Genomic DNA, 12469 nt, shown 5'->3' on the forward strand with positions numbered 1-12469 from the left:
GCGCGGTACCACGGTGGTGACTGAAGCGGTCAACGTAATGCGAGATCTGTCGCGGCACATGCAGGCTGCCGGTGAGGGCATCGAGGCACTGAACGAGCAGTCGCAGGTGATCGGTACCATCGTCAAAACCATCAGCGGCATTGCCGAACAGACCAACCTGCTGGCGCTCAACGCTGCCATCGAAGCGGCCCGTGCCGGCGAGCAGGGCCGAGGCTTTGCGGTGGTGGCCGACGAAGTGCGACAACTGGCCTCGCGCACCAGTCAGGCGACCGAAGAGATCGTCACTGTGGTGCGGCAGAACCAGGAAATGGCGCGCAACGCCGTGGCGCTGATGACCGACGGCAAGCTTCAGGCCGAACAAGGGCTGGCGCTGGCGGCCGAGGCGGGCACGGTGATCGTCGAGATTCAGGACGGTGCGCAGAAAGTCGTGAATGCCGTCGGCCAGTTCGCCAATCAACTCTCCCACTGACCTGCACCCAACCCCTGCAGGAGCTGTCGAGTGAAACGAGGCTGCGATCTTTTGATCTTGATTCCGAGGATCAACATCATGATCAAAAGATCGCAGCGTGCCGCAGCTCCTACAGAGTTTTCACCTGCCTGTATTTCGATGCTGGCGCTACAATCGGCTCCTTTTCCCCCGGAGCTGACTCCATGAGCGATTCCCACCGCCGCCCGGTGCCCCTGAACAAAGCCTACCGTTTGCTCAATCACGGGCCGACCGTTCTGGTCAGCGCCGCCCATGACGGCCAGCGCAACATCATGGCTGCCGCCTGGGCGATGCCGCTGGATTTCGAACCACCGAAAGTTGCCGTCGTCCTCGACAAATCGACCTGGACCCGCCAGTTACTCGAAGCGTCCGGCACCTTCGTGCTCAATGTACCTTGCGTCAATCAGGCCGACATCGTGCAAACCGTCGGCAATACCTCGGGCTTGGAAATCAGCCAAACCCAAGGGCAAGACAAGTTTCAGGCGTACGGCTTGCAGACGTTTACCGGCGAACAAGTCGAAGCACCACTGCTCGACGGCTGCGTGGCTTGGCTGGAATGCCGTTTGCTCCCGGAGCCGCGCAATCACGAGCAATACGACCTGTTCCTCGCCGAAGTCATCGCCGCCCATGCCGATGAGCGTGTGTTCAGCGACGGACGCTGGCATTTCGAAGGGCACGATGGCTTGCGCACCTTGCACCACGTGGCGGGCGGGCATTTCCTGAAGATTGGTGACGCGGTGGATGGCAAGACGTTAGCGGTTTGAATACGGCTGATGGCAAAACATTACCGGATGTTGCAATGTGGAGAGCATCGTCAAACCTATCAGGCGCATGCCCCATGGATCTTTCCTTTTCAAGTTATCTGGCGCCGCTGCTGTCGTTGGCCCTGTTGTGGACAGTCGCGGTGGTCACGCCCGGTCCGAACTTCTTCAACATCGCGCAACTCGCGGTCAGCCGTTCCCGCCGTCATGGCGTGGTCGCGGCGCTGGGCGTAGCCAGCGGAACCGTGTTGTGGGGGCTGGCGGGAGGCTTGGGCATTCAGTCGCTGTTCAGCGCCGCACCAGCGCTGTACTTGAGCTTCAAGATTGCCGGTGGCTGCTACCTGATCTACCTCGGACTCAAGCAGTTCAAGCGAAAGGCGCCGATCGTCCCGGGTACGCTGGATGACTCGCAGCAAACGTTGCTCGGCGCTTATGGCCGCGGCTTTCTGGGCAACATGACCAATCCTAAGTCAGCTCTGTTCGTCGCGACAATCTTCGCCACCGCCATGCCGGCTCACATCCCGCCACTGTTACTGGCGCTGGCGGTGCTGACCATGGCGACGCTGTCGTTCAGTTGGTATTGCTGCGTAGCGCTGTTCTTCGCCAGTCGCCGGATTGCTGGTGTGTATGAGCGTTCGCGGCAATGGCTGGATCGCTTGGCCGGTGGTTGTTATTTGCTGTTTGGGGTGCATCTGCTGGCTAATCGCTGAGCCGACTGATCTTCCAAGTTAAATCAGTTGCATGAAAAAAGGCCTACCTCGCGGTAAGCCTTTTTTGTTTGCGTTCTAGCCTCAATCCCCCAACGCTTCGCCTTCACGCCGTGGATCCGCGCCACCTTCCAGCGACGCTTTCCCCTGCGCATCCTTGACCCGCACGATGGCCTGGGTGCCGCTGGTCATGTCGATTTCATTCACTGCGTGCCCTTTGTCTTTCAGTGCCTGAATCAGCGCCGGGCTGAACTGGCCTTGTTCCAGTTCGGTGGGGCCGTTGCGGCTGCCGAAGTTGGGCAGGCTGATGGCGCTTTGCGGGTCGAGGTTCCAGTCGAGCAGGCCGACGGTGGTTTTCGCCACGTATTCGATGATTTGCGAACCGCCGGGCGAGCCGACGGTGGCGACGAATTCGCCGCTGTGGCGATCAAAGATCAACGTTGGCGCCATCGACGAGCGTGGACGTTTGCCGGGTTCGACGCGGTTGGCGACTTTCTGGCCATTCTCTTCCGGGATGAACGAGAAGTCGGTCATCTGGTTGTTCAGCAGAAAACCCTGAACCATCAGGTGCGAGCCGAACGCGGCCTCGATGGTGGTGGTCATCGACACCGCGCCACCGAGGTCATCCACCGCGACCACTTGCGAGGTGGAGATGCGCAGCGGCGAGCGGTCCGGGGCGTAGGCAACCTGCACACCCGGTGGCGTGCCTGGTTTGGCGCTGCCCATGCTGCGTTCGCCGATCAGGCTGGCGCGGCTGGCGAGGTAACCGGGATCGACCAGGCCTTTGACCGGCACCGGCACGAAGTCGGTGTCGGCGACGTATTGCGCACGGTCGGCGTAGGCCAGACGTTCGGCCTCGGCGATCAAATGCACAGCCTCTGGCGCCGGTTCGATGCCAGCCGGTTTGTCGGTTTTCACTGGTTTGAGCGGCGTCAGGGAAAGGCGTGGATCGCGGGTTTCCAGCGCCTGCAACGTACCAAGAATCTGCGCCACGGCGATCCCGCCCGACGACGGCGGCGGCATGCCGCAGACCTGCCAGCGCTTGTAATCGGTGCACAGCGGCGCGCGTTCCTTGGCCTGATAGCGCTGCAAATCATTCAGCGACAGGCTGCCGGGGTTGGCGTGGCCCTGCACCTTGGCGACGATTTCTTCGGCGATCGGGCCTTTGTACAGCGCGTCCGCGCCTTCGTTGGCGATGCGTTTGAGCACTGCGGCCAATGCCGGGTTTTGCAGACGCGTGCCGACGGCTTTGACGCTGCCATCGGCGTTGAGGAAATACTTGGCCATGTCCGGCGACTGGCGGATGACTGGATCTGATTCCAGCAGCGAGTGCAAACGCGCAGAGATCGCAAAGCCTTGCTCGGCCAGTTTTATCGCCGGTTCAAACAGCTTCGCCCACGGCAGGCGACCGTGTTGTTTATGTGCCATTTCCAGCGCGCGCAACACGCCCGGTGTACCGACTGAGCGACCGCCGATCTGCGCCTGCGGGAACGACATCGGTTGGCCGTCAGCGCGCAAGAACAGCTTCTCGGTGGCGCCAGCCGGTGCGGTTTCGCGACCGTCATACGTGCGCACCTGTTTGCCGTCCCACAACACGATCATCGCGCCGCCACCGATCCCGGAAGACTGCGGCTCAACCAAGGTCAGCACCGCTTGCATCGCAATCGCCGCATCAATCGCCGAACCGCCCTGACGCAGCATCTCGCGACCAGCCTCGGCCGCCAGTGGATTGGCAGCGGCGGCCATGTGTTTACTGGCGTGACGGGTTTGCAGATCGGTGCGGTAACCGGAAGCAGCTTCAGGTGCCAGCGGCAAAGTCGAGGAGGGCGGGGCGTTGCACGCAGTGAGGGTCAGGGCGCTGATGATCAGCGTCAGGGCAGGCAGGCGAAAGCGGCTCAAGGGCAAGGCTGAAAACACGCGGGCTCTCCGTCCGTGGGATAAAAGTCTCAGGGACTTTATCGACCGCTCGGTCGCGACGCAAACCGATGGGCATTTTTGTCTTTCTTTTCGGGGCGGATGTTCGCTAGGGTCAACCGCAATCGATCGACCGCACACGTCCCCTTGTAGGCCTTCGCCTGCTCGCGATAGCGTCATCACATTCAACATCATTGCTGACTGAACCACCGCTATCGCGAGCAGGCTCACTCCTACAATTACAAGATCAACAAGAGGCTGATATGCACAGCGAGTTCCCCGCCGAATCCAGCTACCGCGATCAACGCGAACAGTTCATCGCCGCCGCCAATGCCGCCGGCGCCACGCTCTCTTCCTACGCACATCCGCGTTGCGGGCCATTCGGCGAACCGCTGAGCACCGACGTCGCCGTGCTCGGTGATCCACAGGCCAAACGCCGACTGGTAACGCTCAGCGGTACGCACGGAGTCGAGGGCTATTACGGCTCGGACTGTCAGATCGATTGGCTGAAAACCTTCGCACCCGGATCGCTGCCCAAGGATGTCGCGGTGGTCATGGTTCACCTGATCAACCCATGGGGCACAGCGTGGTTACGCCGGGTCAACGAAGACAACATCGACCTCAACCGCAATCACCTCGATTTCACCCGGCCGCTACCGGATAACCGCGCGTACGCCGCACTCCACGAAATCTACGCCTGCACCGATCTGCATGGCCCCGAGCGCCAACGCGCCGATGCCTTGCTCGATGCGCAGATCAACGAATACGGCTGGCCAGCGGTGATGTCGATTGTCGAGGGTGGTCAACACAGCCATCCCGACGGACTGTTTTACGGTGGCCGTGCGCCGAGCTGGTCGAATCGCACCTTGCACCAAATCATCGAAACGCATCTGGCTGGCGCTGAAACCGTGATGTGTTTTGACCTGCACACCGGCGCTGGCGAGTACGGTCATCCGATGTTGCTGACCATCACCCAGGCGCCTTACCCGGCACTCGCGCAGGCCCAGGCAATTTATGGCCCATGGCTTTACACCCTGCACACCGGCGCCGACACCTTGAGCGAAACCGGAGTGGCAGCGACGGCCACCGGGTACACCTCGCAGGCATTGCTCAATGCTTTACCGGACGTGCAGTTGATGCCGTTCGTGATCGAGTGCGGGACGTATCCGGGGCCGGATGTGCATCGGCATTTGCGCGATGACCATTGGCTGCATTTGCATGGTAATCCACTGGATGCGATAGGGCGCGAGATCAAACTGAATCTGCTCGAGCAGTTCTATCCAGCTGATCCGGATTGGCGGACGATGGTCGGTTTGCGCACTCGGCAAATCTGGGCGAAAGGGTTGTCGGCGTTGGGTAACTGGTCGCGGTAAATCATCAGTGTCTTTGCTGCCGGCACTTTCCTCCGGGCACAAAAAACGGCTCACTTTGCGGTAAGCCGTTTTTTGTATCCGTGCTGCGCGATCTAATTCATACCTGGATCGAACACGTTTCCTACAGCGGTTTTTCAACCTGATCTGTCGGTACCGATTTAGTCGAATGAAAAGGCATTTCGCGCCTGTAGTACCTCGCCCCCGACCTAGCGGTTGCTCCACATTTCTCCTACAAACCTTTCAGGTCGACAACTTACGCGCCTTTACCTGAGGATATTTTCTGCTGTTTTTTCCAGGATGGATTTCAGATGAAAAGGATGAGTCCGTTGCCATTCAACTCTATTTTCAGTCGGCCATTGTCATGAGTATTTCCAATGAGGATCGCGATTTTCTGGTGGCGATGGGCAGTCGCATTGCTCACTTACGCACAGTGCACGAGATCACACAGACTCGGTTTGCACGGGCTTTAGGTCTTTCCCGGCAAACCTTTCAGGGCTACGAGGAGGGCACGCGCAGCATGCCGGTCACGACACTGGTGAAGATGGCATTTGCGCTTCGCGTGCCCGTTGAAGACCTGCTCGGGGTTCCCTCTTACACGGAGACGCCCAGACGCAGCTTGACCTCGGCGTGGTATCGACGGCTGCAGTCCATCAATGAGCTTTCGAAGGTCCAACAGAAGGTCATTGCGCAGATGCTCGACGCCCTGATCGCACAGGCAGCGACCAAAGCGAGCGACGAAGAAAAAGAAATTTGAAGTAACCCAAAGAACGCGGAACCAAGGTGCGACAACACCCTGGCCCCGCTAACCACAAAGCAGCTTAAAAGGAGCTGAACCATGGCTAAAACCAATCATACGACATCAACCCCCATCACTGAACGCCGGCTGAAAATCGCCGCTGATTTTTACCCGGTTCACACCAAGGAAAAAACCTACAGCCCCGCCAAACCGGTGCCCTGGATCAGGCTTCGCGGACTGTGGTTGAGGCAAGCGGGATTCGAGGTGAACGAGAACGTCAAAGTGCGTGTGATGAAAGGGTGTCTGGTGATTACAGCGGAATAGATGATTCGTCCGAGTAAAGCCGCAACGCTATTTGCATAGAAAAAACGCCGCTAATCCTCAAGGGATAGCGGCGTTCTTTCTCAAATAGCGCTTTTGATTATCTTGAATTTTATGGCGGGCGAGGCCTGTAATATCTGGCTAAAAGCCTGGTTGTGAGGAAGGCATTATCTTGAATTTGATATTGGCTTATGTGAAAAAAGGCGAAGTGCAAACTGTAAGCACTGATCCAATCGAAAGGGCTAAAGATAGGCCTTCTGTAGGTGGGGAACCGGAGGGGGGATTATTGCAGGCATAAAAAAACGGCCTACCTTTCGGTAAGCCGTTTTTAGTACTTGGTGGCTACACAGGGACTTGAACCCCGGACCCCAGCATTATGAATGCTATGCTCTAACCAACTGAGCTATGTAGCCAAGTGGCGCGCATTATTCCCCTGAAATGGAAAAGCGTCAAGCGTAAATTTAAAATATTTCTTCTTATTTTCAACCGCTTATCCTCCGGCCCGGAAAATCCGGGCCGGGCAGGGCATCAGCGCAGCTGAAATCTTGCCGTATTGGCGCTCAAGGCATGGCTGCCCTGACTCAGGGTGTCCGCCGCAAGGTTCACCGCCCGCGCGCCTGCCAGCAACCGTACGGCCGCCTGATCAACCTGCTGGATATTGCCGCTGACCTCGTCGGCGGTGCTGGCCTGTTCCTCAACCGCTGTGGCGATCTGCGCCAACGTATCAGTGACGCTCTGCACCGCGCTGGCGATTTCGCCCAAACGTTCACCGAGGCCAGTGACCGACTCAGCATCGGTTTGCGCCTGGCCGCACGCGGCCTCCATCAGCGTCACGGCTTCGTTGACCGTGGCGCGCAGGCTATCGACCGTGCCGGCGATCTGCGCGGTGGACGACTGCGTGCGTTGCGAAAGGCTGCGCACCTCGTCGGCGACCACGGCGAAGCCACGGCCCTGTTCACCGGCACGCGCAGCTTCAATGGCGGCGTTGAGTGCAAGCAAATTGGTCTGTTCGGCAACACCGCGAATGGTGTCGACGACCAATTGAATCTGCTGACCTTGTTCACTGACCCGGCCCAGTGCTGCTGCAGTTTCGTTCAAACGCTGATTGAGCTGCTGAATACTCGCCGTGGTGCGCTGGCTGTCGCGGCTGCTGTCGGCCGCGATGCGTCGGGTGTGCTGGGCGCTGCCGGAGGCCTGCTCGCAACTCTGCGCCACGCCTTGCGACGTCGCGGCCAGTTGCGTGGCAGCAGCGGCGATCTGGCTGATCTGCAACTGTTGCGCCTCGACTTCGCCGAGAGCGCCGCTGGAGTGTTCGTTGAGGCTGCGCACGGCATGGCTCAACTGCGAGGTTTCGTGATCGACACCGAGCATGCTCGCGCGCAGTTGCACCACGGCAACGTTGAGCGCGGTGCTGATCGCTGCCAGCTCATCGCGGCCCTCCACCGGTACTTGCAGACTGAGGTTGCCATCGCGCAGGGCTTCGGCGAGCAGGGTGATGCCGCTGGCGCTGCGACGGATCGAGGCTTGCAGGCAGACAAACAGATACAGCGCCGCGAGTAGCAGGCAGCCGAAAATGGCCGCGACGATGATGAACTGACGGATCGCCGAGCTGTGGTAGGCATCGAGCCGCTGATCCAGCGATACCAGTGACTGTTGGCGCAGGGCGGCGAGGTCAGTCAGCAGGGCATCAAGGTTGCGTTCGAAGTCTTCCGGTTTGAGCGTGATGCTGCCGCCGAACACGCCGTCATCCAGCACCTTCAGGCCGCTATCAAGGCGTTTCAGGCTGTCGTGGTATTGGCTGGCCCAGCTCTGCTGATCGTTCGGCAGGCGTGCCTCAAGTAGCGTGGCGGTTTTCACCAGTTGCTCGCGGGCATCACCGATGCGGCTGCGCAAGTCGCGCAACTGCAAACGGCTTTGCAGGGTGAATTGACCGGAGACCACCGAGGCCTGGCCGACTGCGGCGAGGCGTCCGACCCGTTCGATCAGGTCGGGTGCGTGTTGCGTTGATATCTGCGTCAGCAGGTAGGTTTCCAGCCACGGTGCGAGGGTCAGGCGGTTGTCCATGACGATCTGCTCGCGCAACGCTTGCAGAGCGCTGAGGGCATTGGTGAAACGGTCATAACCGTCCGGCCACCAACCGACTCCGCTGAGGCTTTTCGAATCCAGACCATTGAGTGCGGTTTGCAGTGCCTGATAGCGCGTGAGGGTTTCGCCTTCAGCACCTTCATTCTTCAGGGCGTTGCCCAAGTCCGTGGTGGCTTGCAGTACTGCAGGTTGTACCGCGTCGAATGCACCCATGGCGGCTAGGGTGGCCGGCGTCGGCTGACGATTGGTTTCCGTCGCACGCCAACGGGCGGCGCGGTCGCGTTGCGCGGCGAGCAGGTTGTCCAGCGCATCCAGCGCGAGCAACTGACGCACGCCGGCACGTTCGCCGGAAATCAGATTGAGCTTGTCGCGATAGTCCTGGCCGATCATCAACAGGCTGCCGGCCAACGGCAGAATGAACAGCAGAAACAACAACTGGAATTTACCTGCGAAGCCAAACCGCCCCAGCAATTTGATCCCCGGTGAAAGGAAAGCCTGCATGCCCCATGACTCCTCTGGACACCACGCACCATTGGCGTGCATCGCGGTCGCTCGACGTTGATGTTGTGCCCTGCTAAAAGGCCTCGAAAGTTCACTCTCGCCCGCTCTGTAGGCCGGCTCTGTAGCGAAACTTCCCATTGTCGGTGCCCTTTGTAAGGGCGCCGCGTTCAAGGGGAGAAGCAAGGCAAGATTCAGACCATGGCGTTGCGCTATCACCTATCCCTTGTAGGAGCTGCCGAAGGCTGCGATCTTTTGCTCTGTGTTTTTAACGGCAAGATCAAAAGATCGCAGCCTGCGGCAGTTCCTACATGATTCGGTCAGGTCAGTTAGTTAGCTGGCTAAGGGGATGGCGCTAACGCACCGAAAAATGGCACATTGATGCACCTGCCTGCGTGCACCCATCTGCTGTCCGGAAACTTCCATGGCTATCAGCAACGTTCAGAACGCCGCTGCCTCGGCGCCCGCTGCTCCGCAAAGCAGCCCATTGGTGATGCGTATCATCGGCGCGGTGGCGCTGGCGCATTTGATCAACGACCTGATCCAATCGGTTTTGCCTTCGATCTACCCGATGCTCAAGGCCAACTATGGCCTGACGTTCACTCAGGTTGGTCTGATCACTTTGACCTTTCAACTGACGGCATCGCTGCTGCAACCGTGGGTCGGTTATCACACCGATCGGCATCCGAAACCGTGGTTGTTGCCGGCCGGTTCGATTTGCACACTGATTGGCATCGTGATGATGTCGATGGTTGGCAGTTTCCCCCTGATCCTGCTGGCGGCGGCGCTGATCGGTATCGGTTCCTCGACGTTCCACCCCGAAGCCTCGCGGATTGCGCGGCTGGCTTCGGGTGGACGCTTCGGTCTGGCGCAATCGACCTTCCAGGTCGGCGGTAACGCCGGTTCCGCGTTCGGTCCATTGCTGGCGGCGGCGATCATCATTCCGTTCGGTCAGGGTAACGTGGCGTGGTTCGGTTTGTTCGCGGTGTTTGCGCTGTTCGTGCTGTACCGCATCAGTCGCTGGTACGCCCATCACCTCAATCTGTTCAAGCTCAAGGCCGGTCAGGCAGCGACTCACGGGCTGTCGAAGGGCAGGGTGACCAGTGCGTTGGTGGTGCTGGGGCTGCTGGTGTTCTCCAAGTATTTCTACATGGCCAGCCTGACCAGCTATTTCACCTTTTACCTGATCGAGAAGTTCGACCTGTCGGTGGCCAGTTCGCAGTTGCACCTGTTCCTGTTTCTTGGCGCGGTAGCGGCGGGGACGTTCTTTGGTGGGCCGATTGGCGACAAAATCGGCCGTAAAGCGGTGATCTGGTTTTCGATCCTCGGCGTGGCACCGTTCACGCTGCTCATGCCTCACGTTGATCTGTTCTGGACCAGCGTTCTCAGCGTGGTGATCGGCTTCATTCTCGCTTCGGCGTTCTCGGCGATTGTGGTGTACGCGCAGGAACTGGTGCCGGGCAATGTCGGGATGATTGCCGGAATCTTCTTCGGTTTGATGTTTGGTTTCGGCGGGATTGGCGCGGCGTTGCTGGGGCACTTGGCGGATATTCACGGGATCGAGTACGTGTATTTCCTGTGTTCGTTCCTGCCGCTGTTTGGCGTGTTGGCGATTTTCTTGCCGCGCACCAAAAAGCCCTGATTCACACATTTCCCATTGTAGGAGTGAGCCTGCTCGCGATAGCGGTGTGTCAGTTACGGTTGAATTGACTGACACTCCGCTATCGCGAGCAGGCTCACTCCTACAAGGGATTGGTGGTGTGGCGGAAAATATTTCAGGCACAAAAAAGCCGCGTATCAAACGCGGCTTTTTCTTGGGCGTGTCGCTTACACGTTGAAGCGGAAGTGCATCACGTCGCCGTCCTTGACGATGTAATCCTTGCCTTCCAGACGCCATTTACCGGCTTCTTTGGTACCGGCTTCGCCCTTGTACTGGATGAAGTCGTTGTAGGCGATCACTTCGGCGCGGATGAAGCCTTTCTCGAAGTCGGTGTGGATCACGCCAGCAGCCTGAGGTGCGGTGGCACCGACTTTGACGGTCCAGGCGCGGACTTCTTCAACACCGGCGGTGAAGTAGGTCTGCAGGTGCAGCATTTCGTAGCCGGCGCGGATCACGCGGTTCAGGCCAGGTTCTTCCAGGCCCAAGGCCTCAAGGAACATGTCTTTCTCTTCGCCGTCATCGAGCTCGGCGATTTCCGCTTCGATCTTGTTGCAGACCGGAACGACCATCGCGCCTTCTTCTTCGGCAATGGCGCGAACCACGTCCAGGTGCGGGTTGTTCTCGAAACCGTCTTCAGCAACGTTGGCGATGTACATGACCGGTTTGGTGGTCAGCAGGTGGAAGCCCTTGATCACTGCTTTTTCGTCAGCGCTCATGTTCTTCATCAGACTGCGCGCCGGCTTGGCTTCGGTGAAGTGTGCGATCAGTTGCTCAAGCAATGCCTTCTGAACCACAGCGTCCTTGTCACCACCCTTGGCGTTACGCGCGACTTTCTGCAGTTGCTTCTCGCAGCTGTCGAGGTCGGCGAAGATCAGTTCCAGGTCGATGATTTCGATGTCGCGCTTCGGGTCAACGCTATTGGAAACGTGAATCACGTTTTCATCTTCGAAGCAGCGCACGACGTGAGCGATCGCGTCAGTCTCACGGATGTTGGCGAGGAACTTGTTGCCCAGGCCTTCACCTTTCGAGGCGCCGGCCACAAGGCCTGCGATGTCGACGAATTCCATGGTGGTCGGCAGGATGCGCTTCGGATTGACGATGGCCGCCAGTGCTTCCAGACGCGGATCCGGCATCGGCACGATGCCGCTGTTCGGCTCGATGGTGCAGAAGGGGAAGTTCTCGGCCGCGATACCGGATTTGGTCAGGGCGTTGAACAGGGTGGACTTGCCGACGTTAGGCAGGCCGACGATGCCGCAATTGAATCCCATGGTGTTTCCCCTCGGATAAGAGTCAGGCCTTCTGGCTGTGCAGGTTTTTCATCGCGCGGTTCCATTCACCGGCGAGGATATCCGGCAGCACGCCGAGGGCAAAGTCGATGCTGGCATCGAGTTTTTCCTGTTCGGCGCGTGGCGCACGACCCAGGACGAAATTTGAAACCATACTGGCGACGCCCGGGTGGCCGATGCCAAGCCGCAGGCGGTAGAACGTATTCTGATTGCCCAGTTGCGCAATGATGTCGCGCAACCCGTTGTGACCGCCATGGCCGCCGCCCTGTTTGAGCTTGGCAACGCCCGGAGGCAGATCGAGTTCGTCGTGCGCCACGAGGATTTCTTCAGGCTTGATGCGGAAGAAACCGGCGAGTGCCGCCACGGCCTGGCCGCTGCGGTTCATGTACGTGGTGGGAATCAGCAGACGAACATCCTGACCCTGATGCGAATAGCGCCCGGTCAGGCCGAAATATTTGCGATCGGCGACAAGGTTGACACCTTGTGCGTCAGCGATGCGCTCAACAAAAAGGGCCCCTGCGTTATGCCGGGTCTGGTCGTATTCAGCGCCTGGATTTCCCAGGCCAACGATCAGTTTGATGGCAGTCACGATAGGGGCCCTTCCTTTGAGTGGTGAGTAACATCGCCGCGATCAGGAAAAG

At 59.2% G+C, this 12469-nt stretch carries 10 protein-coding genes, 1 tRNA gene and 1 pseudogene; 7 read left to right on the forward strand and 5 right to left on the reverse strand.

Translation table 11 applies throughout. The features are described from left to right. Positions 1-31: 31 nt before the first annotated feature. The 3 genes and pseudogenes from CKW38_RS30765 to CKW38_RS27455 form a co-directional block, all read left to right on the forward strand. A pseudogene (locus tag CKW38_RS30765) lies at positions 32-469 on the forward strand (methyl-accepting chemotaxis protein); the annotation flags it as partial. A 182-nt stretch (positions 470-651) separates the two neighbouring features. Next, complete coding sequence (locus CKW38_RS27450) at positions 652-1251, forward strand: flavin reductase family protein (RefSeq protein WP_007912933.1); 600 nt, start codon at positions 652-654, stop codon at positions 1249-1251. 74 nt (positions 1252-1325) lie between these two features. Next, a complete protein-coding gene (locus CKW38_RS27455) occupies positions 1326-1958 on the forward strand; it encodes a LysE family translocator (protein ID WP_095114367.1) in 633 nt (210 codons plus the stop codon). An 81-nt stretch (positions 1959-2039) separates the two neighbouring features. On the opposite strand, the gene ggt is transcribed toward CKW38_RS27455, so the two are convergent. Next, positions 2040-3872, reverse strand: a complete 1833-nt coding sequence (ggt, locus tag CKW38_RS27460) for a gamma-glutamyltransferase (protein WP_095114368.1) — start codon at positions 3870-3872, stop codon at positions 2040-2042. A gap of 260 nt (positions 3873-4132) precedes the next feature. On the opposite strand from ggt, the gene CKW38_RS27465 reads away from it, so the two are divergent. The 3 genes from CKW38_RS27465 (at position 4133) to CKW38_RS27475 (ending at position 6302) form a co-directional block, all read left to right on the forward strand. Beyond that, the gene (locus CKW38_RS27465; protein ID WP_095114369.1) at positions 4133-5242 is read left to right on the forward strand and encodes a DUF2817 domain-containing protein; all 1110 of its coding nucleotides are present in this window, start codon (positions 4133-4135) and stop codon (positions 5240-5242) included. Between the two features lie 361 nt (positions 5243-5603). Then, positions 5604-5996 (forward strand): helix-turn-helix domain-containing protein, encoded by a 393-nt coding sequence (locus CKW38_RS27470; protein ID WP_224790100.1) that lies wholly within the window; start codon positions 5604-5606, stop codon positions 5994-5996. 81 nt (positions 5997-6077) lie between these two features. Continuing rightward, positions 6078-6302, forward strand: a complete 225-nt coding sequence (locus CKW38_RS27475) for a SymE family type I addiction module toxin (protein WP_039761255.1) — start codon at positions 6078-6080, stop codon at positions 6300-6302. Positions 6303-6635: 333 nt separating this feature from the next. Here the strand turns inward: CKW38_RS27475 and CKW38_RS27480 are convergent. Next, a tRNA-Met gene (locus CKW38_RS27480) sits at positions 6636-6712 on the reverse strand. A 115-nt stretch (positions 6713-6827) separates the two neighbouring features. Next, positions 6828-8885: a methyl-accepting chemotaxis protein gene (locus tag CKW38_RS27485; protein ID WP_095114371.1), complete on the reverse strand. Its 2058-nt coding sequence runs from the start codon at positions 8883-8885 to the stop codon at positions 6828-6830. Between the two features lie 421 nt (positions 8886-9306). Between CKW38_RS27485 and CKW38_RS27490 the strand changes: the two genes are divergently transcribed. Next, the gene (locus CKW38_RS27490) at positions 9307-10524 is read left to right on the forward strand and encodes an MFS transporter (RefSeq protein WP_095114372.1); all 1218 of its coding nucleotides are present in this window, start codon (positions 9307-9309) and stop codon (positions 10522-10524) included. Between the two features lie 185 nt (positions 10525-10709). On the opposite strand, the gene ychF is transcribed toward CKW38_RS27490, so the two are convergent. Then, on the reverse strand, positions 10710-11810 hold the full coding sequence (gene ychF, locus CKW38_RS27495) for a redox-regulated ATPase YchF (protein WP_007912904.1): 1101 nt from the start codon (positions 11808-11810) through the stop codon (positions 10710-10712). Positions 11811-11832: 22 nt separating this feature from the next. After that, positions 11833-12417, reverse strand: coding sequence for an aminoacyl-tRNA hydrolase (gene pth / locus CKW38_RS27500; protein ID WP_007912902.1), 585 nt, complete (start codon positions 12415-12417; stop codon positions 11833-11835). Between the last annotated feature and the right edge of the window lie 52 nt (positions 12418-12469).

The organism is Pseudomonas sp. Irchel 3H7 (genome assembly GCF_900187605.1).
Taxonomy (GTDB): Bacteria; Pseudomonadota; Gammaproteobacteria; order Pseudomonadales; family Pseudomonadaceae; genus Aquipseudomonas.